Source organism: Streptomyces sp. NPDC037054, from assembly GCF_055606745.1.
Genome location: NZ_JBVJSJ010000009.1, coordinates 302961 through 327128 on the forward strand (window position 1 = coordinate 302961; position 24168 = coordinate 327128).

Annotated in this window: 17 protein-coding genes; 10 read left to right on the forward strand and 7 right to left on the reverse strand. The window is 72.2% G+C overall.

Going from position 1 to position 24168, the window contains the following annotated elements; all coding sequences use genetic code 11:
* Positions 1 to 46: 46 nt before the first annotated feature.
* A complete protein-coding gene (locus ACZ7D7_RS23020) occupies positions 47 to 2818 on the reverse strand; it encodes a glycosyl hydrolase (RefSeq protein WP_470826591.1) in 2772 nt (923 codons plus the stop codon).
* A gap of 284 nt (positions 2819 to 3102) precedes the next feature.
* On the opposite strand from ACZ7D7_RS23020, the gene ACZ7D7_RS23025 reads away from it, so the two are divergent.
* Positions 3103 to 3678 (forward strand): dihydrofolate reductase family protein, encoded by a 576-nt coding sequence (locus ACZ7D7_RS23025; RefSeq protein WP_470826592.1) that lies wholly within the window; start codon positions 3103 to 3105, stop codon positions 3676 to 3678.
* A gap of 213 nt (positions 3679 to 3891) precedes the next feature.
* Here ACZ7D7_RS23025 and ACZ7D7_RS23030 read toward each other — a convergent pair whose 3' ends face one another.
* Positions 3892 to 5751 (reverse strand): glycoside hydrolase family 43 protein, encoded by a 1860-nt coding sequence (locus ACZ7D7_RS23030; RefSeq protein ID WP_470826594.1) that lies wholly within the window; start codon positions 5749 to 5751, stop codon positions 3892 to 3894.
* A 307-nt stretch (positions 5752 to 6058) separates the two neighbouring features.
* On the opposite strand from ACZ7D7_RS23030, the gene ACZ7D7_RS23035 reads away from it, so the two are divergent.
* Complete coding sequence (locus tag ACZ7D7_RS23035) at positions 6059 to 7144, forward strand: NAD/NADP octopine/nopaline dehydrogenase family protein (RefSeq protein ID WP_470826595.1); 1086 nt, start codon at positions 6059 to 6061, stop codon at positions 7142 to 7144.
* Positions 7145 to 7245: 101 nt separating this feature from the next.
* Here ACZ7D7_RS23035 and fabG read toward each other — a convergent pair whose 3' ends face one another.
* The 5 genes from fabG to ACZ7D7_RS23060 form a co-directional block, all read right to left on the reverse strand.
* Positions 7246 to 7965: a 3-oxoacyl-ACP reductase FabG gene (gene fabG / locus ACZ7D7_RS23040; protein ID WP_470826660.1), complete on the reverse strand. Its 720-nt coding sequence runs from the start codon at positions 7963 to 7965 to the stop codon at positions 7246 to 7248.
* Positions 7966 to 8057: 92 nt separating this feature from the next.
* Complete coding sequence (locus tag ACZ7D7_RS23045; protein ID WP_470826596.1) at positions 8058 to 8327, reverse strand: acyl carrier protein; 270 nt, start codon at positions 8325 to 8327, stop codon at positions 8058 to 8060.
* Between the two features lie 14 nt (positions 8328 to 8341).
* On the reverse strand, positions 8342 to 9430 hold the full coding sequence (locus ACZ7D7_RS23050; RefSeq protein ID WP_470826597.1) for a beta-ketoacyl synthase N-terminal-like domain-containing protein: 1089 nt from the start codon (positions 9428 to 9430) through the stop codon (positions 8342 to 8344).
* Positions 9431 to 9489: 59 nt separating this feature from the next.
* Positions 9490 to 10653: a beta-ketoacyl synthase N-terminal-like domain-containing protein gene (locus tag ACZ7D7_RS23055; RefSeq protein WP_470826599.1), complete on the reverse strand. Its 1164-nt coding sequence runs from the start codon at positions 10651 to 10653 to the stop codon at positions 9490 to 9492.
* The gene (locus tag ACZ7D7_RS23060) at positions 10650 to 12686 is read right to left on the reverse strand and encodes an AMP-binding protein (RefSeq protein WP_470826662.1); all 2037 of its coding nucleotides are present in this window, start codon (positions 12684 to 12686) and stop codon (positions 10650 to 10652) included. The genes ACZ7D7_RS23055 and ACZ7D7_RS23060 overlap by 4 nt, the downstream gene beginning before the upstream one ends.
* A gap of 256 nt (positions 12687 to 12942) precedes the next feature.
* Here ACZ7D7_RS23060 and ACZ7D7_RS23065 point away from each other — a divergent pair, with 256 nt between their 5' ends.
* From ACZ7D7_RS23065 to ACZ7D7_RS23100, 8 genes are all read left to right on the forward strand, one after another.
* On the forward strand, positions 12943 to 14652 hold the full coding sequence (locus ACZ7D7_RS23065; protein ID WP_470826600.1) for a class I adenylate-forming enzyme family protein: 1710 nt from the start codon (positions 12943 to 12945) through the stop codon (positions 14650 to 14652).
* Between the two features lie 206 nt (positions 14653 to 14858).
* Positions 14859 to 15254 (forward strand): hotdog fold thioesterase, encoded by a 396-nt coding sequence (locus ACZ7D7_RS23070; protein WP_470826664.1) that lies wholly within the window; start codon positions 14859 to 14861, stop codon positions 15252 to 15254.
* Between the two features lie 199 nt (positions 15255 to 15453).
* Positions 15454 to 16923 carry an MFS transporter gene (locus ACZ7D7_RS23075; RefSeq protein ID WP_470826602.1) on the forward strand — a complete coding sequence of 490 codons (1470 nt, stop codon included), beginning with the start codon at positions 15454 to 15456 and terminating at the stop codon, positions 16921 to 16923.
* A 110-nt stretch (positions 16924 to 17033) separates the two neighbouring features.
* A complete protein-coding gene (asnB, locus tag ACZ7D7_RS23080) occupies positions 17034 to 18893 on the forward strand; it encodes an asparagine synthase (glutamine-hydrolyzing) (RefSeq protein ID WP_470826604.1) in 1860 nt (619 codons plus the stop codon).
* Between the two features lie 162 nt (positions 18894 to 19055).
* Positions 19056 to 20072: a ParB/RepB/Spo0J family partition protein gene (locus tag ACZ7D7_RS23085; protein WP_470826605.1), complete on the forward strand. Its 1017-nt coding sequence runs from the start codon at positions 19056 to 19058 to the stop codon at positions 20070 to 20072.
* Between the two features lie 214 nt (positions 20073 to 20286).
* Positions 20287 to 22020, forward strand: coding sequence for a non-ribosomal peptide synthetase (locus ACZ7D7_RS23090; protein ID WP_470826607.1), 1734 nt, complete (start codon positions 20287 to 20289; stop codon positions 22018 to 22020).
* On the forward strand, positions 22010 to 23275 hold the full coding sequence (locus ACZ7D7_RS23095; RefSeq protein WP_470826609.1) for a cytochrome P450: 1266 nt from the start codon (positions 22010 to 22012) through the stop codon (positions 23273 to 23275). Before ACZ7D7_RS23090 ends, ACZ7D7_RS23095 begins: the two co-directional genes overlap by 11 nt.
* Positions 23272 to 24168 carry a class I SAM-dependent methyltransferase gene (locus tag ACZ7D7_RS23100; RefSeq protein WP_470826611.1) on the forward strand — a complete coding sequence of 299 codons (897 nt, stop codon included), beginning with the start codon at positions 23272 to 23274 and terminating at the stop codon, positions 24166 to 24168. Before ACZ7D7_RS23095 ends, ACZ7D7_RS23100 begins: the two co-directional genes overlap by 4 nt.

Genomic DNA, 24168 nt, shown 5'->3' on the forward strand with positions numbered 1-24168 from the left:
GCGGGCACCGGCACGCAAGCCGATGCCCGCCGCGGGAGTGCGTCGGTCAGCCGAAGGGGATCACGAGGACGGACTTGTCCGTGCCCGTCTGGAGCTTGGACGTGCCGTTGCCGATGGCGCTCCACACCTCCAGGCGGACCGTGCCGCCGTTCAGGTTGCCCAGGGAGCCCGTGGACGACTTCAGGCCGCGCGCCTGCGAGTACTCCTCCCATCCGGTGACCGGGTCGGTCGCGAAGTAGTTGTACGTCTCGGTGCGCTCGAAAGTGCCGTCGCCCGTCAAGTCGTAGCTGATCCGGGCCTGTTGGCCGAGTCCCACCGTGGTGCCCGCGTCGACCTGGAGACGGAACGCGGTCTGCGCGCCCGGCGTGAGCGTGCCGTTGACGCCGCGCACCTCGTAGACGAGGGGCTGGTACGGAGTGCCGTCGTGGTTGGTGCCGCCGGCCGAGGCGATCGTGTCGCTGCCCGCCGTGCCGCCGGTCGCCGTGGTGAGGGCGCCGCCGCTGCGCAGCTGGAAGGTGTTGCCGGTCGGCGGCTCCGGGTCGGGGTCGGTCGATCCCGATCCGGTGCCCGTCGCCGTGGAACGGGCCGGTACGGAGAGGGTCTTGCCGTCGGAGAAGGTGACCGTGCGGGCCGTCGAGCCGTGGTTGTGGGCCGCGTAGGTCCGGGTCGTGCCCTTGGTGAACACGGCCGAGGTCGGGATGTCACCGGTCACCGTGGCGTCCGGCGCGCCGAGGGTGTCGAGGGTGTTGATCCAGTGGTAGGTGTGGGCCTTCGACTCGCCCTGCTCGGGGGTGTAACCGGCGTGGCCGGCGTCCCACTTCGACTTGGCCGCGGCCGGGTCGGCGAAGGACTGGAACTCCCACAGGATGTCGCGCCATTCGACGGCAGGGCCGCCGTTCTCACGCTCCATCTCGGCGATGTTGCGCCGGATCGCGGCCTTCTCGCCGCCGAGGTGCAGCGAACCGCCGGTCACGGGCAGGACGTTGATGCCGTGGATCTCCTCGGGGTTGGCCGTCCACCAGGTGGAGTAGGCGGCGCCGCTGCCCCAGACCATGCCGGCCGTGTCGTGACCGAAGGACGACGGGAAGACCTGCTCGTCGGCGTCGAACCAGTACTGCGCGATCGACTCTGCCTCGGTGGTCAGGAGGTAGGTGCCGAGGTCACGCAGCGAGGTGTCGCCCGTCGCGGAACCCCACAGGACGAGGGCCGCGCTCAGGTTGGTGGACTCCGACGAGGACTCCTGGTTGTTGCCCGCCGCGAAACCCTGGTGGCCGGAGGCCCAGCTGTGACCGGCGTAGACGTCGAAACCGCGCAGGAAGGGGAAGGCGGAGTCGGTGCGGCTGGGGTTGGCGGTGTCCCGGACGAGGGTCTTCACCATGCCGCCCCAGGCGGAGTCGGCGGCCCATCCCTGGTCGTACTGGGCGACGATCGCCGCCGCGTACACGTAGTAGCTGTAGTGGAAGTGGTGGTCGTTGAGCTCGGTGTCGCTGCCGTAGGACGCGGGGTAGCCGGTGAGCGTCTTCCAGTCCTTGTCGTAGCTGAACTCGTTCGCGCCGCCCGCCGTGAACCAGTCCTGGAGCTTGCCCTTGATCAGGCCGAGCAGCCTGTCACGGATGCCCGTCTCGCCGATCTGCTCGGCCACGGGCACGAGTTGGGCGAGGCGGCCGAGGGCCTTGCCGGTCCAGTAGGTGTCGGAGGCCCCGGAGAAGGGGTCGGAGGCGTTCACGACGTCGTTGAGGTAGCCGCGCAGCCGCGCGGTGTCCACACCGCTCGACTTGGGCAGCGCGGGCAGCACCGCCGCCGCCTTCTGGCTCGTGGTGAAGGAGACCGACTCGCGGACCTTCATCGTGCCGCGCGGCGAGACGTACGTGTACGAGGTCAGCGGATCCGTGGTGTTGAGCCACTGGTGGCGGTACAGGGCCTGGAGCGTGCCGCGCTCGGTGCCCTCCTTCGCCTCCGTGGTGAGCGTGTACGTGGCCCGGACGGTGCCCCCGGAGTAGTTCCAGGAGACCTTGGAGTCGGTGACGAAGCTGTAGGCGTACTTCTTGAACGTCGCCAGCGCGCCGGTGGACGGCAGCACGGCGACGGAGAAGTAGTCCTTCGAGCCGAGGCCCGCGGTGACGGTGGAGCCGGAGACGTTCCAGTCGCTGCCGTTCGGCGCGAAGAGGGCGTAGTGGTGCCCGGCGACGGTGATGCCGAGGACGTTGCCCTGGTCGGAGAAGACGCTCGGTGTGCCGGCCGTGGTGATCTGGGCGCTGCCGCCGGTGCCCCTGGCGTAGACGAACGGGGAGCCGTGTCCGATGGTCGTGCGCAGTGTGCGGGTGCCGTCGGACCACAGGGGAGTGACCGTCCAGTCGGACCAGCTGTCGGCCTTGGTGTCGGGCGAGTTGAGGCCGGTCAGCCCGATGGTGAGGTCGCGCTTGTGGGCGTACTCGTACTGGCGGCCGTCGCCGACGATCGCGGGGGAGGTCGGATAGCCGACGTCGAGACCGCCGGACGTGGCCTGGTAGGTGAGGGGATGCCCGTACATGGGGGTCGAGTACGGGTTGTCGCCGTAACGCTGGAAGGCGAGGGACGACCACCAGTCGTTGGTGGGCACGGGGCGGCCCTGGGCGGCGGCGGTCAGCTTGGGCTTGACCGGCGTCCCCGTGTTGGTGGTGGGGCCCGACGTACCGGCGGGCCGGGTGTCGGAGTAGCTGCCGGAGCCCACGGGGACGGTGGCGGCGGCAGCCGGTGTGGCCGCCGGACCCAGGCCGACGGCGGCGAGGGCTGAGACCAGCAGCATGACCGCTGCCGGTCTGGTGCGGGGGGATGGCATGGGGCACCTCACGTCATCACAGGAGGGGTTCTGAGAGCGCTCTCAGATGGCCGGAACGTAAAGCCCCTGTAATGCACGTGTCAATAGACTGAACGCGGCGGCCCGTTGGTGTCGGCCGTAAATCCGTTATGTCTTCGCGACTTGACGGCTTGAGGGGTGGATTTGTCGGAGTAGGCGCGCGAGAGCGCTCTCCAACGGGTTCCGGGTGTCGCGGAGCGATGAGTCCGACGGTCGTCGGCAGTCTGTATACCGAACGCGCGACGAACCGCCCCAGGGAGAGAGCCATGACGGCCACCTACACGTTCGACGTCTTCTCCAGCCTCGACGGCTTCGGTGCCGCCGGTGGGGACTGGAGCGGCTACTGGGGCAAACAGGGCCCCGAACTCCTCGACCACCGCCTGGCCCAGTACAGCGAGGACCAACGGATGGTGATCGGGGCCACCACCTATCGGGCCTTCGCGGAGTTGCTCGCCTCCGGAACCGAGCCCGGGGTGCACGACGCCTGGGTGACCCGGATGCGGAACCTGCCGGCCACGGTGGTGTCGACGACACTGCGGGACCCCCTCGACTGGCCGGACGCGACCGTCGTGAGCGGCGACGCCGTCGACGTCGTCGCCCGGCTCAAGGAGGAGTCCGACGTACCGCTGCGCTCGCACGGCAGCCTGTCGATGAACCGGGCGCTGATGGCCGCCGGCCTGGTCGACCGCGTCCAGGTGACGATCTTCCCGGTGATCACCGGACGGACGGGACTCAGCCCGATCTTCGCGGGCGCGGCCGACTTCGACCTCGAACTGCTCGAGTGCCGGACGCTCGACGGTCGCATCCAGGAGTTGGTCTACCGGCCCACGCTGCATTCCTGAGCGACGAGAGCGACGAGGTGGTGTGCGGCCGACTGCCGACTGCCGACTGCGGACTGCGGACTGCGGACTGCCGACCGCGGACTGCCGATTCGCGGCGGCCAACAGTCAGCAGCCGACGGCGGTGGTCGGCGGTCGGTGGTCAACGGTTGACGGCCGGTGGTTGACGGCCGGTGGTCGACGGTCGACCGCACACCGGTGGTCGTGCGGGGTGTCTCAGGGCCGGTGGATGCGCACGTGGTCGAACTGGGCCGTCGCGCCCGCTCCGCCCATCGCGCCGAGGCCGAGCCGGATCCGGCTGTCCTCGGGGAGCGTCCAGGTGCCGCCGGCGATCCAGGTCCGACCGTCACGGCTCGTGTAGGCGCGCAGCAGGTGCTCGCCGGTGCGCGGGTCGGTGCGGTGACGCAGCCTCAGCCAGGTCGTCTCGGCCGGCGGCCCCACCGTCATCGAGCCGTAGGCCAGGCGTCCGGCGTACGGTTCCTCCTTGCCGAATTCGGTCTGCCGCGTGTTCCAGATGGCGGTGTGCGCCAGACGCAGGTAGCGGTCGTCGTCGACGTACGCGACGAGTCCCGCCTGCTGGTAGTTGCGGACCGTCTCGACACCCACGTCGAGGGACACCTTCGTCTCGACGGTCCAGTCGCCCTCGGGAGCGTCCCGCAGCAGGAGGGACGCCGTGTTGTTGTCCTTGTGCAGGTCGGCGTCCTGCGTGGGCCACACGAGCCGGCCGCCCTCGACGCGCGCGGCCGGGGTGCGCACCCAGGACCAGCCCGGCCCGGGCCGCGACCCGTCGAACCGCTCGTCCAGGACGACGGAGGAGCCGGTGGCCGAGCCGCTGTCGCGCGGTGCGGCAGGAGCGGCAGGCGCGGCGGGGGCGGCGGGCGCTCCGGGAGCCGTGGGGCCGGCCGTGTTCGGGGGAAGCTGGGCGACCGGGGCGCGCTGCGTCGTCTCGGAGGCACCGCGACCGCCGCGGACCACCGGCCAGCCGTCCACCCAGTCCAGACGGTCCATCAGCATCGGGCGCCGGTTGATCCCGTACGGCTCGTCCAGATACGGGTTCCGGCGGTCGATGGCGTGGTAGACGATCCAGTCCTGGCCGGCGAGGTCGCTGACGACCGCGTTGTGACCCGTGCCCACCCAGCGGTTGCCGTTCGGGCTGAGGACGACGGTGCCGCCGGTGCGGGACGCGGTCAGCGACACGCCCTCGTGGTCGGTGAACGGGCCGCGCACCGAACGGGAGCGTCCGGCGAAGACCGAGTAGCCCGTGGTGGGGCCGGCGCAGCAGTCTCCCGACGAGGCGAACAGGTACCACCAGCCGTCGCGCCGGACGACGTAGGCGCCCTCGAACCGGTTGTCGGTCGCGACCATGGTCGGCTCGCCCACGGCGCGGGTGCCGTCGGCGGACAACTCCGTGACCCATATTCCGCCGTAGTAGGAGCCGTAGTACAGGTAACGCCGGCCATCGGTGTCGACGACGTGGGCGGGGTCGTACGTCCACTTGAAGTCGTCGCTGCCGCCCGTGCCCCGGCGCGGCTCCACGACCGGCTCGTCGGACGTCGTCCACGGCCCGGTCGGCGTGGGCGCCGTGGCCACGGCGATGGCGGAGTCGTTGCGCTCCGGCGTGAGGCTCGTCTGCGTCACCACGTAGTACAGCCAGTAGCGGCCGTCGTGGTACGCGATCTCGGGGGCCCAGTACGAGGCGTCAGGGGCGGCCCAGTCGGGCTGGTCGGCGCCGTCGAGCGCGTCCCCGACGTGGGCCCAGTGGACCAGGTCCGCCGAGCGGGCGATCGGCAGCTTGTGCGCCTTGCCCTCCCCGCTGTGGAGCGGGTCGGTGGTGCCGAACGCGTACCAGTACCCGTCCTCGCCACGGATGACGGCCGGGTCGGCGAAGGTGTCGGCCATGCCCCGGGAGACGGGATTGACGTACGTGCCGGTGCCGGTGCCGGTGCCGGACGCGGAACTCGCGGAGCCGGCCGCGCTGCTGGGGACTGCGCCCAGGACCGCGACCAGGCTCGCGAGGGTCGCTCCGGTGAGCAGCAGGCGTGTGCCCCTGCCACGGGATGCGCGCTTGTCGGCCATGGGGTCTCCTGCGATGGGTCGGAAGGGGGAAGGAGCCAAGAACGGAGCCAAGAGAACGGAGAACCAAGAGAGGTGAGGGAAGAGGAACCGGGTGACCCCCCTTTTACAACGATGTAACGACGTTGCACAAGGCGATGCAAGGCTCCGGCCGCATCCGGCCGCCGGCCCTGCTGAACGGGCGGTCCGTCCGGGGGGTCCTCCCGGGGCCCCTCCTGGACGTCCTTCCAGGGCGTCTTCCCGGGGATTGGCCGCGGTCCGCCCTCCTGCGCATGCTGAGGTCACGTCGATCTCTGCGAAGGGAACCCGGATGTCCACGCAGCGCTGGTCCCGAGGGGTCGGAGTGTTAGGCGCGGGCGGTGAGGGTCTGGCCCTCGCCGCCCATCTGGCCGCGCGCGGCGAGGAAGTGCACCTGTGCACCAGAAACCCCGGGAGAATCGCGGGTGTTGCCCGACGCCGTTCCCTTCGCGCACGCGGGGCCGTCGAGGGCGAGGTGCCGCTCGCCGCGGTCGGCAGCGATCCCGGCGAACTGGCCCGGCGCTGCCCGGTGATCTTCGTGGCCACGGTGACCACCGCGTACCCGGCCGTCGCCGCGCGGATCGCCCCGTACCTGGACTCCGGGCGCACCGTGGTGCTGTTCTCGGGCAAGCTCTGCGGCAGCGTCGAGTTCGCCCACGTCCTCGAACGGCACGGGGCCCGTGAGGTCGATGTGCTGGAGACCGACGCCCTGTTCGCCGCGCGGCCCTGGGAGGACCACGGGGTCACCGTCCACGGCGTGAAGCGGTGGAACCTCTTCGCGGGCACGCGCAGCGCCGTCACCAAGCGGCACGCCGACCGCATGCAGCATCTGTTCCCGGGGCTGCAACCCGGGCGGAACGTCGTGCAGCGCGGGCTCACCGACTTCGGCGCCGTCGCCCACCCCTCCATCGCGCTCGCCAACATCAGCCGGATCGACCGGGGCGAGGAACTGCTGTTCTACCGCGAGGGCCTGTCGGAGCGGACCGTGGTCCTGCTGGAGCAGGCCGCGAGGGAGTTCCAGCAGGTCGGTGAGGCGTACGACGCCCCGGTGCCGTCCGTCGCCGAACTCCTGGACCTGTACTACGGATGTGAGGGCGACACCGCCCTGGACGCCATGCGCACCGTCGGCCCGTACCGGACGATCACCGCACCGACCTCCCTCGACCACCGGTTCCTGCGGGAGGACGTGTCGTCGACGCTCGTGCCGATGACGGAGCTGGCCCGCAAGGCCGGTTGTCCCACGCCCATGACGGACGCACTGATCGGATTCGCCTCGACCCTCTCGCGCGAGGACTACCGCCGCAGCGGGCGCACTCTCGCCAGCATCGGCTGGGACCGGTTGACGGCGGAGCAGATCCGCGCCGTCCTCAACCGCTGACCGGTGGTCACCGACCGGCTGCCGGCCGGGCCGGCGGTGCGAGGGCCACCTCCGTCCGGGCGTGGGCCTCGGAGAACCACGTAGTTCTCGGGCGCCGGGTGTCAGGGAAGCAGGCCGCCGTCGATGCCGAGGACCTGCCCCGTGATGTAGCCGGCGCGCTCCGACACCAGGAAGGACACCAGGTCGGCGACCTCCTCCGGGGAGCCGGGGCGGCCGAGCGGGATGCGGTCCAGCACCTTGATCCTCGCCCGCTCCGGCATGGCCGCCGTCATGTCCGTGCTGATGAGACCGGGGGCCACGACGTTCGCCCGGATACCGAAGCCGCCGCACTCCCGCGCGAGCGCCCGGGTGAAGCCGATGATGCCCGCCTTGGAAGCGGAGTAGTTCGTCTGGCCGGCGGTGCCGTACACGCCCGCCACGGACGACATGGTCACCACCGCGCCCCGGCGGCGCCGCATCATCGGGAACACCGCGGCACGGCAGACGTGGTACGTGCCGCTGAGGTTGGTGTCGAGGACCTCCGCCCACTCCGCGTCCGTCATCCGGGCCAGCGGCCGGTCCCTGGTGACCCCGGCGGAGGTGACGACGGCGGCCAGAGGACCCAGCCCGGACTCCACGGCGGAGACGAAGTCCTTGACCGCGGCGGGGTTCGCCACGTCCACCTCTCCGGCGTGCACCCGGGCGCCGGCCTCGGTGGCTTCCTTGGCCACCTGTTCGGCGGCGTCCGAGTGGGCCCGGAAGCAGAAGGCGACGTCGAATCCGTCCCGGGCCAGCCGGGTCACGACCGCGCGTCCGATCCCACGGGATCCGCCCGTCACCAGGGCGACCGGCCGCGCGCCCCGCTCTGTTCCGGTCGTCGTGCCCTCGCCCGCCGGCGCGTCCGGCGCCGCACCCGGGCGGGCGTGCGGGGCTGTCACGCGGCCGACCCGGCGGTGAGCTGCTCCCGCACCAGTTCGCAGACTTGGCCGAAGGAGCCCAGTTCGGAGAGGTCGCTCTCGTCGACCTTGATGCCGTAGCGCTCCTCCAACCGCACCGAGATCTCGAGCGAGACCAGTGAGTCGACTCCCAGGTCCTCGTCGAAGCGGGCCTCGTCGGTGATCTCGTCGACGGGCAGTTCCAGCGCCTCGGCGACCAGGGCGCGCAACTCCTCGACGTCGAGGACGAGATGGGTGTTCGTGGACATGAGACTTCCGCCTTTCACATGGGGGTCGGGGTGAACAGCACGGCGGCCACGGCGTCGCCGCGCGGGTCACCGGCGGTGGCGAGCACCGCGCCGCCGTCGGCCGTGTCGTCCGGCGCCGGGACGTCCGGGTCCAGACGGGCCACGGCGGCGGCGCACTGGAACACGCCCAACGCGCCTGAGCAGGGGCCGAGTTGCGCCTCCAGGTCGCGGACGGCCATGTGCGGCGCCGCGGCCGGGAGCGTGGGGCCGTCGGGTGGCGCGGCGTGGTCCGCGCCGGTGAGCCACAGGGCTATCGGCGCGGGGGAGGAGGCTTCTTGCCGCGTGACGTCGCCCGGCGTCGCGGCCCCAGCGGAGACGGCCGTGGAGGCGGCCGCGGAGACAGCCGTGGAGGCGGCTGTGGCGACGGCCGTGGAAGCGGCCCGAGACGCCGCCGTAGATGCCGCCGCGGAGAGGGCCGTGGAGACGGCCGTCGACAAGTCGCCCGCCCTGGCGTAACCGGCCAGCCCGGCACGCGGGCGTGCGCCGCGCGCCGCCGCGTGCTCGGCGGACTCCAGGACGACTCCGGCCGCCCCGTCCACGCTCCGCGTGCCGAGCAGCTCGACCACCGCCGGGCCCGACGGTTCCACCCCGACCACGAGCACGACCCGGGCCCGGCCCACCGCGAGCAGGTTGCGCGCCCAGTACAGGGCGTCCAGGCCGCTCGTCGCGCCGTTGCACAGCGTGACGTTGGGGCCGCGCAGGCCGAACCGCATGCCGACCGAACCGGCGATCACATTGCTGGAGGTCTGAGGCAGCCCCAGAGGGCTCAGGCCGGTGACGGTCTTCTCCGCGATGATGTCGGTGAACGCGCAGACGTTGTCCAGGATGCCCAGGTTGGAGCTGACGACCACGGCGATGTCGTCGCGCGGGACGCGGAGTTCGGTGCCGTCCCACACCCCGGCCGAGCGCAGCGCCGGTTCCGCGGCCCGCAGCGCCAGCCGGGACGCGCGGTCCTTGTGCCGCAGGTCGCGGCCGGTCAGACCCGTCGCGGGGTCGAATCCGCCCGCGCGGACGACGCCCAGCAGTTCGTCGGGGTGGGTGAGACCCGGGATCGCGAGTCCCACCCCCGTGACCACCACGTCCCGCGCATGTCCGCCCGACACATCCCGCGAGTGCCCGCCCATCACACCGCCTCCACGATCGCGGCGGCGTTGATCCCGCCGAACCCGAACGCGTTCACCTGCGCGATCCGCGGGTCGGCGGTGACCGCGGCGTCCCGCACCAGGCGCAGCCCGGCGGCCTCCTCGATCGGCTCGACCAGTCCCCGGACCGGCGGCACCCTGCCCTGCCGTAGGGCGAGGGCCGCCACCACCAGGCTGAGCAGCCCGGAGCCGCCCAGCGTGTGGCCGGTCATCGACTTGATCGCGGTCATCAGCGGCCCGCCGCCCGCCGGGAAGAACCGGGAGAGCACCTGCGCCTCGGTGCTGTCGTTGCGCGGGGTGCCGCTGCCGTGCAGCATCACCAGATCGATGTCCTCGGCGCGCACCCCGGCCCTGCGGTGGGCGTCGCGGACCACCCAGGAGATGCCGTCCGGGTCCGGCGCCGTGGCGTGGTGGGCGTCGCAGTTCATGCTGACGGCGCGCAACCGGCAGTGCGCGGGAGCCGACGTCGTACCGGCGCGCCGGACGACCACGGCGACCGCGCCCTCGCCCATCAGCATGCCCCGGTGCGAGACGTCGAACGGAGTCAGCGCCTGGGGGACCTTGTTCTGCACCCGGTCCAGCGTGCCGAAGGCGCTCTCGCCGATCGCGTCGGTGCCGGCCACCACCACGGTGTCGGCCAGGCCGAGTTCGATGAGATCCGTCGCCATGCCCAGTGAATAGAGCGCCGCCGCACAGGCGTTGGCGAAGGTGTACGAGTGAGGGGTGCCGGCCCAGGAGCGCAGGTCCGTGCCGAAGTGCATCTGGTCGGCCCGGAACGGGACGCCGTCGCGCCACCACAGTTCGGCACTGCGCTGTTCCTGGAGTGTCGTGCCGACCAGCACCGGCACGTCCTCCAGGCTGTCCAGCCCCGCGTCCTTGGCGGCCTGGTCGATCGCCGTGCGCAGCCAGCGAGTGGCGCGCAGGGGTTCGTCGACGCCCGGCACGGCGCGGTCGTCGATCTCGTACGCCTGCCGCGCCCGGTATCGGCTGGTGTCGAACACGCGCAGGCCCGACAGGCCGCTGCGGCCGGCGCAGAGCGCGTCGAAGATCTCCTCGGGGCTGTCGCCGACCGAGGCGACCGCGCCCAGGCCGGTGATGTCCCACCCCGCGGTTCTGTCCGAGGCCGCGGCCCCGTCCCTGGTCATGAGCGCACCGCCTGCTGACGCAGTCGGTAGCGCGCGAGCTTTCCGGTGGCCGTTGCGGGCAGCATCTCGACGAACTCCATCCGTGACGGGCGTTTGTACGGCTCCAGCCGGGTGCGTACGGCGCCCCGGACGGCTCTGCGCAACTCGTGGTGGTCGGCGCCGGCGACGGGGACGACGAACGCCACCGCCTGTTCCAGCCCGTTCTCGTCCCTCCCGCCGACCACGCTGCAGTCGGCGACACCGTCCACGGACCGCACCACCTGCTCGATCTGGTCGGGGGAGACCTTGTAGCCGCCGAGGTTCAGCACGTCGTCGGTGCGGCAGATGTGCGCGATCGCGCCGCCGGGCAGGCGCCGCACCAGGTCGCCGGTGTAGGCGCCGCCGTCGGCGAAGGTGGCCCGGTCCTCCTCCGGACGGTGGAGGTAGCCGAGGGCGACCGTGGGACCGGCGATGTGCAGCCGTCCCTCGCCGCCCTCCGGCAGCGGACGGCCCCGGTCGTCCCGGACCGTGACGGTCACTCCCGGGACGGGGAGGCCGATCGAGCCCGGCATCGGCTCCGACGGCGGCGTGGCGATCACGACGTGCATCACCTCGGTGGCCCCGAAGCAGTTCATCAGCTCCGCGTCGAAGGCACGGCGGACGCGGTCGGCCAGCTCGGGCGGGCAGTCCTCACCGGCGGAGAGGCAGAGCCTCAGCGCGGCGGAGAACGACTGCGCGCCGGGCGAGCGGGCCGGGGAAAGGGCCCCCTCCCGCTCCAGCGCGTCGAGCAGCCCGGCGTACATCCTCGGCACCGAGCAGAGCACTGTCGGGCGGTGGCGACGCAGCGCGGCGAGCACCGCGTAGACGTCGACCGCGCCGCGGAGCAGTACGGTGCGCGCCCCGGCGGCCAGCGGGCACAGCACCGAACTGCCCAGCCCGTAGCCGAAGGAGAGCCGGGCGGTGGACAGGACGACGTCGTCCGGGCGCAGTCCCGCCACGCTGCCGAAGCCGTCCAGCATGGCGTTGACGCCGCCCGCCGAGTGGCGCACCCCCTTGGGGCGGCCGGTACTTCCGGAGGTGTACTGGACCAGCGCCTCGCTCTCGGGTGCCCAGACGCTGACCGGCGGCACGTCCCTGGGGCGGCCGGCCACGGTGGGAGCGCCGGACACCAGGGCGTCACGTACCTGATGGCCCGTCAACCGGGGCAGGTGGCTGAAGGCCGCCACCAGTTCCGGGCGTTGGCCGGATCCGCCGTCCATGTGGACGACCGCGGCCGCGCAGTCGTCGGCCAGGAACCGCAGTTGGGCCTCGTCGAGCAGCGGGCTCACCGGCACGGGGACGCACCCGTGCCACCAGAGCCCGAGCAGCGCCACCACGGTCGCCACCGAGTCCTCGGCGAGGACCAGACCGCGCGAGCCCGGAGCCACGCCCAGGGCCCGCAGCGCCCCGGCGTAGCCCCGGGCCGCGTCGTACAACCGGGCGTAGGTCACCTCGCCGACGTCCGGGTCGAGGTAGCCGACGCGGTCGCCGCGGCCGGCGTCGAGATGCCCGCCGACCAGCCGGGCGACGAGGTCGACGGGCGACGCCGGATCCGCCGGGACGGCAGGACCGGGCGTCTCGGGTGATGTCGTCGGGACGGTGAGTACTGCCGCGTCCGCCGCTGTCGGGCCCGGCACGGCCACCCGGGCGGGCGCGTCGAGGCCGGTGGCCGGGACGGTGGCCGGGGTCCGGCCGGCGAGCAGAGCGGCCATGTCGCGGACGCTGTCCACGGCTGCCGCCTCCTCGTCGGTCAGGGTGACGCCGAAATCCCTCTCGACACGTACGGAAATCTCGACCTTTTCGAGGGAGTCGACTCTCAGATTGCGGTGGAAGGAGGCGTCGGCAGAAACCTCCGCGATGTCCAGTTCGAGCACGGTGGCCACGATTTCGCGCAGCCGATCATGTATGTCGGTATTCCGCACAGGGAGCACGGCAGAGGCTCCTCGTCGAAGAGGTCGCACGGAGCGGAGAGAACGAGCGGGAATTCCACGGGCGCCGTCCGGAACGGTACCCACGTGCCGGCGGGGCACCGAACAAGATTCCGCATTGTTCGTCAAGTCGCCTGCCTGGCAGGGCAGTTGTCGACTGCCCCCTGCCCAGTGGACCTGACATATTCGACGACCCCGGCTGGCGTCGGAGATCAGCGGCTCGCGAGACTCGGTCGACCGCCATTCCGAAGCCCTGGCAAGAGTTGTGTCAACAGCCGTATCAGCAGCCGTTTCAGTCGTCGTATCGGTAAAGGACATTGGTCTTCCGCACGAGGACAGGTGAATGATGCCCCTCTCCGCACGTACCCTTCTGTCGCCCGAGGCTCGCCTGCGGGCCGCGGAATACCCCGGACTCGGTGGCGGAAACGCCTGGCGCACCGCCGCGCGACTGAGCCCCCACCCCGACCTGCCGCTGATCGTCGCGGACCGCCCCCTGGTCAACCTCGACGGCCAGGAACAGGCGGAGTTCAGCATCAACCAGCTCGACGCCCTGGCCGACGCCTGGGCCGCCTGGTACCTCGACCGCGGGGTGCGCCCCCGGGACCGGGTGGCGCTCTACATCGAGGACTCCTTCGAGGACCAGGTGCACCTCGCCGCCCTCGCGCGCATCGGGGCCATCGGGCTGCTGATCAACGGCCGGATGCTCCCCGAACTGGCACTCGGCCTGATGCGCCGCACCGATCCCGTGGGGCTCTACACCGACGCCCCTCACCTGGCCCTGCTGGACGGGCGACAGCGCGAACTGCCCGGGCTGCGCTGGACGTGCGCCCGCGAGGAGGTCGGCGCGCTCGGCAACCGCTCGGTGCCGGAGTCGGCGGTCTACCGGCACGGGGACGAGGACCCGGTCGTGCTCTGCCACTCCTCCGGGACGACCGGCAACCCCAAGCCCGTGATCTGGACGCACCGGCAGAGCGTCGCGGGTGCCCGCTTCCGGCTCGCGAACAACACCGAGTCCGAGGACTCGCTGATGCTGGCCGCGGCGCCCCAGACCCACTCCAGCGCCATCGCGTTCACCTTCTACGCCCTGCTCGCGGGCCTGCCCACGATCGCCTACTCGGACCCCGGCGGTCCGGGCCTGGCGCGCGGCTGCGCCACCTACCGGCCCACCGCCGTACTGGCGTTCAACGAGGCGCTCGGCCGACTGGCGACCATGGAGAAGGACCCGGCGGACTTCACCTCGGTACAGGTCTGGCTGAACCTCGGCGACGCCGGCCACGACGCGCACATGCGCGAACTGATGCGACTGGGCACCACGACCGTCGACGGCCGCACGGTGCCCGGCTCCGTGGTCGACGACGGGCTGGGCTCCTCCGAACTGGGCTGGGCGGCCATCCGGCGCCTCCTCACCCCCGACTCCCCGCCGCGCCCCCGCTACCTGGGCACCCGGGTCGCCGCCGCCGAGGTGGCCGTACTCCGTGACGACGGCACGGAGGCCGAGCCCGGCGAGGTCGGCATGCTCGGCGTGCGCGGCGAGGCCGTGACACGCGGCTACTGGAACGACTCGGACACCACGTACCGCACCATGCTGGCCGGCTACTGGCTCTCCGGAGACCTCGTCTCCCGCACCGCCGACGGCGACTTCTTCCACGTCGACCGCGTCGTCGACGCCATCCGGACACCCGCCGGTGACGGCTACTCGGTGCTGATGGAGGAGGAACTGCTGCTCAACCTCCCCCAGATCCAGGACTGCGCCGTGGTCGCCGGCCGGCACGACGGGACCGTCGTACCCGTGGCCGTGGTCCGTCCCCGGGAGGGCGACGCCGACCCGGAGGTGCTGCTGAAGCAGGTCAACGACGTGCTGGCCCGTATCGGCCAACCCACCGTCGCACTACTGGAGTTGGCGGAGACCGAGGAGGACATCCCGCTCGGTCCGACCGGCAAGGTCCTCAAGCGCAGGCTCCGCGAACGCTACGCCGACCTGCACACCTACCAGCCGGCCCGCCCCGCCGCGCGGACGGTAGCCGGCAGGCCGGCTACCGGCGCCGCCCGATGAGCACACGGCTGCCCACCCGCGCGACGGGCCCCGGCCTCATGGCGCCCAACTCCTCGGAACCCGCCGCGAGTCCGGCCACCACGGACTGCGCAACGGTCACCGCGGACGCCTCGGCCGCCGACCCTCGGCCGACCGCCCCGCCGGAGCGGGTCCTCGCGCCGGGAGACGGCATCCCGGAGGGCGACCCGCCGCACACCGCCGACTGGATCAACCGCGTCGGCGCGCACACCCTGGCCGGCCGGCTGGGCATCACCTTCCTGGAGGCCTCGGCGGAGCGACTGGTGGCCACCATGCCGGTGGCGGGCAACAGCCAGCTCTACGGGATGCTGCACGGCGGTGCCTCGGCCGTACTCGCCGAATCCCTCGGGTCGTTCGGCGCCGCGCTGCACGCCGGCCCCGGCCGCATCGCGGTGGGCGTCGACGTCAACGCCACCCACCACCGCGCGGTGCGCACCGGCCCGGTGACCGGCGTGGCCACCGCGCTGTTCCTGGGGCGGACCGCCGCCAGCTACGAGGTGGTCGTCACCGACCGCTCCGGGCGACGCGTCTGCACCGCGCGGATCACCTGCGCCCTGAGTGCCCCCCGCCGGAAACGTACGTGAGGAACCACCGTGTCACCGCACCCGAGCACCACCGATGGATACGCTCCTCCGCGGTCACGTGCCGTCGTGCCGGACCCCGCGACAGCGGGGTGATCCGAACGACCGGCCCCAGCCGTCCGTCGAACTGTCTCGACGGCACTCGCCCGTTCATCCCCCAGCACCGTGCCGTGCACCGTGCTGCAGGCGTCCGAGGAGTCCCATGACCGACACCCACCCGTCCCCCTCCACCGGCGAGGAGGAGACCCCGACGGGTTTACCCCCGCTGCGCATCAACCTGGTCCTGGTCGTGCTGCTTTCGGCCATGTTCATCGTCCAGTTCGACTTCTTCGTGGTCAACGTCGCCGCCCCGTCGCTGGAGGACAGCATCGGCGCCGGGCCGTCGGCCCTCGAACTCATCGTGGGCGGCTTCGCGTTCGCCTACGCCGGCGGCATGATCACCGGCGGCCGGCTGGGCGACCGCTACGGTCACCGCCGGCTGTTCGTCATCGGGGCCGTGGCCCTGGGCGTCACCTCTCTGCTGTGCGGCATCGCCGCCAACCCCGAGCAGCTGGTCGCCGCACGGCTGGCACAGGGCCTGGCCGCCGCGGTGATGGTGCCCCAGGTCCTGGCCGTGATCACGGCCGAGTTCCCCGACCAAGAGAAGCCGAAGGCGATGGCCTGGTACGGCGCGGCGGCCGGACTCGGCTCGATCGCCGGGCAGGTCCTCGGCGGCGCGATGATCTCCGCCGACTTCGCCGGACTCGGCTGGCGCAGCATCTTCCTGATCAACGTGCCGATCTGCCTGGTCATCGTGATCGTGGCGCCCCGCATCCTGCCCCCGCAGCGGCAGCGCAGCGAGGTAGGCCTGGATCCGGTCGGCGCGATCGGGATCTCCGCCGCCCTCGCCCTGCTGCTGGTGCCGCTCACCATGGGCCACACCACCGACTGGCCCGTCTGGACGTGGATCTCCATGGGGCTCGCCGTCCCGGTCGCGGTGGCCACGCTGCGCTGGGAGCGGGACCTGGCCGGACGGGGCGGCAACCCGGTGCTGGTCCTCTCCCTCTTCCGCAGCCTCTCCTTCCGGGGCGGAATGATCGCGAGCACCGCGTTCATGGTCTACTTCGGCAGCTTCATGTTCACCCTGACCCTGCTGCTGCAGGCGGGCATGGGCCTCAGCCCCGTGGAGGCCGGGCTGGTGTTCTCCCCGATGGGCGTGCTGTTCACGGCGACCGCCATGGTCGGCTCGCGGCTCACCGACCGCTTCGGCATGAGCGCCCTGGTGGTGAGCAGCGCGGTGACCGGACTCGGCCTGCTGCTGCTCGCCGGCCGCCTCTACGTCGACGGCGAGGCCACCGGCATCGCGTGGGTGGTGCTCTGCCTCTGCCTGATCGGCGGCGGCAACGGCGTCGTCCTCCCGGCGCTGTTCGGCGCCGCGCTGATGCGGGTCCCGCCGGAGGACGCCGGCGTGGCCTCCGGCATCCTCACCACCGCCCAGCAGTTCGCCAGCGCCGCCGGCGTGGCCATCATCGGCGCCGTGTTCTTCATGGTGGCCGGCAGCGACCCCGGCGGCGAGGAGTACGCCGTCGCCATGGCGTGGGCCACCGCCGTCAGCGTCGCCATGGTCCTCGTGGTCATGCGGCTGACCTGGACGTTCAAGCGCTTCGCCGCAAGCGACACCGCTCAGGGCTGAGGAACCCCGGAGCCGAGGGTGCCGCACGCCGGGACGCGTCGACCGGGACCGACCGGTCCGGGGGACGCGTCCCGGCCCAGCAGGAGATACCCGACTGGAGGAGCTGTCTCATGTGCGGAATAGCCGGATGGGTCTCCTACGACCCCGCGGAACCCGTCCAGCGCGAGGTGATCGACGCCATGACCCGGACCATGGCCTGCCGCGGCCCGGACGACCACGGGGTGTGGCTCGACGACCAGGTCGCCCTCGGCCACCGGCGCCTGGCGGTCATCGACCCCGAGGGCGGCGCCCAGCCGATGACGTTCGCCGACGGCGACCGCACGGTGGTCGCGCTGACCTACAGCGGCGAGGTCTTCAACCACCGCGAGCTGCGCGACGAACTCGCCCGCCTCGGCCACCGGTTCCGCACCGACAGCGACACCGAGGTCGTGCTGCACGCCTACCTCGAGTGGGGCGAGGACTTCACCGAACGCCTCAACGGCATGTACGCCTTCGCCCTGTGGGAGCCCCGCACCCGTGAACTCCTGCTGGTGCGCGACCGGATGGGCATCAAGCCGCTCTACTACTTCCCGCTGCGCGACGGACTCCTCTTCGGCTCCGAACCCAAGGCGATCTTCGCCCACCCCGCCGCGCACCCCGCCGTCGACAGCGAGGGCATGGCCGAACTGCTCTCCTTCACCAAGACCCCCGGCCACGCCGTCTACCGCGGCATGCGCGAACTGCGGCCCGGCCACACCCTGCGGGTCCGGCGGGAAGGACCGCGCCTGCGCCGCTACTGGGAGCTTCAGGCCCAGGAACACACCGACGACCTCGACACCACCGTCGGCCGCGTCCGCGAACTCCTCGACGACATCATCGCCCGCCAGCTGATCTCCGACGTACCGCTGTGCACCCTGCTCTCCGGCGGACTCGACTCCAGCGTGATCACCGCGCTCGCCGCCCGGCACCTGGAACGGACCGGCGAGGGACCGGTCCGCTCGTTCGCCCTCGACTTCGCCGCCCACACCGACCACTTCCGGGCCGACGCCTGGCGCGGCACCCCCGACACCCCCTACGCGGACCTGCTCGCCCGGCACGTCGGCGCCGACCACCAGGTGGTCACCCTGGACCCACCGGCCCTGATGGACCCCGCGCACCGGGCCGCGGTGATGCGCGCCCGCGACCTCCCCTTCGACCTGGGTGACGGCGACACCTCGCTCTACCTGCTGTTCAAGGCGGTCCGGGAACGATCCACCGTCGCCCTGTCCGGGGAGTCCGCGGACGAGCTGTTCGGCGGCTACCGCTGGATCCACCACCCCGACGCCGTCGCCGCCCCCACCTTCCCCTGGCTCGCGCCACCGTTCGGCACCGGCATCTCGGGCCCCGGCAGCGGACCGGGCGAGGCACTGATCGACCGCGGCCTGATCCAGAAGACCGAACTCGCCGACTACCGCGCCCAGCGCTACCGCGACGCGCTCGCCGAGGTCCCGCACCTGCCCGGCGCCTCCGCCCGGGAACGCCGGATGCGCGAACTGTGCCACCTCCACCTGACCCGCTTCCTGCCCTGGATGCTGGACCGCAAGGACCGCGCCAGCATGGCGGTGGGCCTGGAGGTGCGGGTGCCGTTCTGCGACCACCGCCTGGTGAGCTACGTCTTCAACACCCCCTGGTCGATGAAGACGTTCGACGGCCGGGAGAAGAGCCTGCTGCGCGCCGCCACCCGCGACCTGCTGCCGCCGGAGATCTCCGACCGGGTCAAGGCGCCCTACCCCACGACCAAGGACCCCCGCTATCTGGAGGCGCTGCGCGCCGAGTTGGCCCGGGTGACGAGCGACCCCGGCAATCCCGTGCTCGCGCTGCTGGACCGGCCCACCCTCACCACCGCGGTCGGCGAGGGCCTGTCCGCCGGCGACGGACTGCGCACCAGCGCCGAACTGGTGCTGGCACTCGACTTCTGGCTGCGCACCTACGACGTCCGACTGGACTTCTGACGACCCCGGTCGCGTGAGGAAGGCCACAGTCCGCAGGGAGTCTCACGATGTGATCGCCGCCCGCCCCGCTGGCTCGTTCGTTGCGTTTCACTGGTACGGATCAGCCGTCGGACACGGCGGCCGATTCCGTGCCGGGCAGCAGTTTCTCGACGAGGGCGACAAGTGGAGACCAACACCGGGGCGCGCGCGCACTCGACCGTACCGGCGGAAAACAGCCGCGCCCGGCAGGCGTGGCGGAGCCGTCTGAGCGCGGTCCACCGCGTGCCGGTGGCCTCGCTGACGGCGGCGAACACGCCACGCCTCGCGGGCGAGGACACCGAACACGCCACCAGGCTCGCCGCCCTCGACGAACCCCTGCCGCCGATCGTCGTCCACCAGCCGAACATGCGGGTCATCGACGGGGTGCACCGGCTGCGCGCCGCCGAACTGCGCGGACACGACCACATCGACGTGACGTTCTTCGACGGCACCGAGGACGACGCGTTCGTGCTCGCCGTCGAACTCAACCGCGCGCACGGCCTGCCCCTGTCGACGGCCGACCGCAGGGCGGCCGCCGGCCGGATCGTCCGCACCCACCCGGAGTGGTCCGACCGTCGCATCGCCCGGATCACCGGGATCGCCGCGAGCACGGTCGGGTCGATCCGGGCGTGTTCGACCGACGCGGCGTGTTCAACCGGTGCGGCCGAACAGTTGAACATCCGGATCGGACGGGACGGCCGCGCCCGGCCGCTCGACAGCGCCGAACGCCGCCGCCGCGCCGGGGAGTTCATGTCCGCCCACCCCAACGCGTCCCTGCGCGAGGTCGCCAAGGCGGCCGGGATCTCGCCGGCGACGGCATGGGACGTACGCGCCAGGCTCACCCGCGGTGAGGACCCGGCCGCTCCCCGGCGCAACCGCAAGACGGCCACCGCCTCCCTGGCGCCACCGGCCGACACCGGCCACCTCGACAAGCCCGATGACGCGGTCAACGCGGTCAACGCGCTCAAGCGGGACCCGTCGCTGCGGTTCACCGAGGCGGGGCGCACCCTGCTGAGGTTCCTCGACTGCTGCGCCCTGGACGAGCACGAATGGGACGCGATCATCCAGAGCGTGCCCTCCCACCAGCGGGACACAGTGGCGAAGCTGGCGAAGACCTGCGCCGTCACCTGGCAGGGCGTCGCCGAGCGGCTGGCCGAGTAGACCGGCCCCGAGCGGCCGGCCACCGCATCGCCGCGATCCCGTGGGCCACCTCGCCCGCGGGTGGCTGAGGCCTGCTCAATTGCCTGTTCCTGCACGTCAATTGTTCAACAACACTCCTTGATCGGCTCGTGCGCGGACTCCTAAGGTCCCGTCCCATGCGGACTATCGACCTCCCTGCACGGTGCCCGAACTCCGGCGAGATCGCCGTACAGCCGTGAGCGCCACCACCCTGCTCGAGGTCCACACCTCTTTGTGGACGGAGTTCATCGACACGGCCTCCCGCCACGCGCCGGAACCCGCGGTCACGGCGCCGGGCGCGCTCGGGGAACAGCCGGTGACCTACCAGGAGCTGGCCGAGCGCGCGCGTGCCACCAGCGCTCGCTGGCTCGCCCGTGCCGGCGGCGACGGCACGCTCGCCGGGCACGTCGTCGCGGACTCCTCGGAGCGCGGAGTCCAGCAGATCGTCAACTTCCTGGCCGCCCAGCACGCGGGCGCCTGCTACTGCGCGCTGGACACCCGGCGGCCCGCCGAATTCCGTCGCTCCGCCGTGGAGTTGCTGTCCCCCCGGCTGCTCGTCCACGACGACGACGTGACCGTGTCACCGTCGCCGGGGGCCCTGCCCGAGGACAGCGCCAACATCCTCTTCACGTCGGGCACCACCGGAACCCCCCGGGCCATCCTCCAGACCGGCCGGCAGCTCCGCTGGTTCACCGGCAACGCCGGGCTGGCGCCGCTGGAGCCCGGTGAGCGGGTCGCCCACTGCTCGAGCGCGGGTTTCGACACGTACCTCTTCGAGGTGGTGCGCACCCTGCTCGGTGGCGGCTGCGTGACGGTCCTGCCCCGCTTCGAGGACCTCTTCCGCGACGGCGTCGAGGCCACGCTCACGCGCACCGGCGTCACGGCGATGCTGGCGCCCGCAACCCTGGTGAACTCGACCGCGCGGATGAGCCCCGGCGCGTTCAACTCCCTGCGGCTGCTGTACTCGGGCGGCAGTGAGCTCTACACCGACTCGGTGTCCGCGATCCTCAAGGCGGGCTACGGCGCGTCGTTCGTGAACCTCTACGGCCCCGCCGAGGGCGTCGTCGCCTGCACCGGCTACGAGATCAACCCGGCCGAGCACGCCGACGACTACGGCGGCGCCTCGGTCATCCCGCTCGGCCGCCCGCTGCCCGGCATCACGACGACACTGGTGGACGAGGAGACAGGGGCCGCACTGCCCGCCGGGTCCGACACCGGTCGGCTGGTGATCGCGGGCGAGGGCATCTCGGCCGGCTACCTGGGCCGGGGTGCCGACGGAGGGCTGGTGTGCGCGCCGTTCGGAGACGACGGACGCACCTTCGTCACCGGCGACGTCGTGACCCGGGGCACCGACGGCTGCCTCGGCTTCGTGCGCCGCACCGGCGGGGTGCTGAAGGTCAACGGCGTCCGCACCTCGAAGCCGGAACTGGAGGCCAACGCCCGCGCCGCCGGTGCCGTGGCCGCCGCGGTGGCCGAGAAGGCGGGCGAGCCGGTCCTCTTCGTCCAGTTGCCGCCCGGCCTGGACACCCCGGCGTTCATCGGCGCGATGCGCTCCCTCGGACTGGCCTCCGCCGTGCCCCAGGTGCGCGCGGTCGACGCCATCCCGGTGAACGTCAACGGCAAGCACGACGCCTCCCTGCTGCTCGACACCGCGCTCACCGAGGACAAGGACGCGCGAGCCGCGGCTCCCGCCGCCGAATCGCCGGTCAGGGCGCGGCTGGTGGCACAGGTCGAGTCGATCCACGGCCGGCCGGTGCCCGACGGCGCGGACCTGTACGACCTGGGCTTCAGCTCGCTCCAGCTGGCCATGCTGCTGCTCGCTGTCACCGAGCGCGAGGGCGTCGAGCTGACCGCCGAGGAACTGCTGGCGACGCCCGACCTGGACGACCTGGCCCGTCTGCTGGAGGAGAGGTCGACCGGTGAGCGCTGACACGACGACGGCGGCCGGGGCGACGACCGGCACCGGCACCGGCACAGGTGCCGACAGCGGCGCAGGCAACGGCACTGCCGAGAGCCTGCTCGACGAGACCACGTTCGTCTCCGACGGCTTCGCCGAGGTCTTCGCCCGGCACCGCCGCGACAACCCGGTGGCGCGCGACGAGAAGTACGGGCGCTGGATGCTCTTCCGCTACGACGACGTGCGGCAGGCCTACCTCGACCCCCGGCTGTCCTCCAAGGACGGCACGATCGTCGGCGGCTCACTGAACGGGCAGAGCGACAGCGCCTCCAACCGCATGCTGATCTGCTCCGACGCGCCGAGCCACCAGCGGCTGCGGAAGATCCACAGCCCGCTGTTCTTCCGGTCGATGCTGAAGGCCGCCGACACGGCCACCCGGCAGCGGCTCGCCGACGCCTCCGAGGGGTTCGCGGCGGGCGGCGGCGGAGACCTCCTGAGCGCGGTCCTCCAGGAACTCCCGGTGTCGTTCCTGTCGCTCGCCTACGCCATCGACCCGGCCGACGCCGCCCGGCTGATCCACCTGAGCGAGCGGCTCATCGGCTACGCCGACCCCCGGATCGGCGACGTGGAACGGCCCGCCGCCCGCCGCGCGCAGGCCCACCTGGAACTGCTGACCGAGATCATGAAACTGAGCGCCCGCGGCGCGGGCGCCACCGCGTGCCCGGTGACGGGACAGGCGGCGATCGCGGAGATCAGGGAGCAGCTGGAGCAGGACGAGTTCCTCTACAACTTCCTCAACGTCACGGTCGGCGGCAACGACACCACGCCCTACACGGCGGCGGCCATCACCGAGTACGTGCTGGCCCACGACACCGAGAAGCTCGCGGACCAGTACGCGCACGACCGCAAGGGCTTCCTGGCCGAGGTGTTCCGCTGGACGTCGACCAACGCCTACGTGCAGCGGCGCGCCCTGTGCGACCTGGAGATCGGCGGACACGAGATCAAGCAGGGCGAGTTCGTCGTGCTCTGGAACTACTCGGCGAACTTCGACGAGACGTATTTCGGCCCCGGGTTCACCCCGTCGAGCCCGCACCCCCAGCCGCACCTGTCCTTCGGTGTGGGCGCGCACCGCTGCATCGGGGCGCAGGTCGCCGCGGTGGAGGTCGAGTGCTACCTCGACTGGCTCTTCCCGCGGGCCGGGGCGATGACGCTGCCCGGCCCCTTCGAGCGCCTCCACTCCACGTTCATGCGGGGGTTCACCTCCGCCGAGGTCGGGATGGCCGCATGACCGCCGGGACCACCGACCCCAAGCACACGGCGCCGGGCACGGGCACGGACGCGAGTGCGGACGCGGACGGGGGCACCCGCGCCTTCGAGGCCGGGTCGAGCGAGTCGACGTCCGTCCTGACCGCGCTCGCACGCGGCCGGGCGGACGAACTCTGGCCGGAGCTGCGGTTCCGCGACGCGATCGCCAAACGGGTCGCCGCCGAGGTCGAGGACGCCGGGCACTGGGCGGACTTCAACAAGACCATCATGCGCGGCTGCGTGGTCCGCGCCCAGCTGTACGACTTCGAGATCGCGGGGTTCGCCTGGCGGGGCCACCGGCGGCTGCGCGTCGTCGAGGTCGGATGCGGGCTGGAGGACCGCAGCAGGCGACTGGCCGGCCAACTGCCCGACGGGACCGTCGTGGAGTGGGTGTACGTCGACCTGCCCGCGGTCGTCGCCGTCCGCGAGCGGCTCGGCCTCGGCGCCGGGGCCGCCAACGTCGCCGTCGACGTCCGGCAGCGGGGCTGGATGCGGGACCTGCCGGGAGCCGAACTGCCCACGGTGGTCGTCTCGGAGGGCCTGAGCTACCACCTGGACAAGGCCGAGGTCGCCGGGTACCTGGACGGGATCGCCGAGGGCTGCCCGTCCGGCAGTCTCGTGATCACCGACTTCATGTCGCCGCTGCTGAAACTGTGGCACCCCGGCAACCGCGCGGTCGACGGCGGACTCAAGGCCGCCTACCGCAGCGGCGCGCAGCTGCACGCCTCGTCCGCCGGGATCGAGCACGTCCGCGACGACTACGGCCTCGAAGGAGACGGCGTGGCCGTGCGGGCCCTCGGCGGGCTGCTGCGGCACCTGCCGTCCAGGCGGCTGCGGACCTGCCTCTACGGCGTGGCTATCGGAACGGTGCGGTGA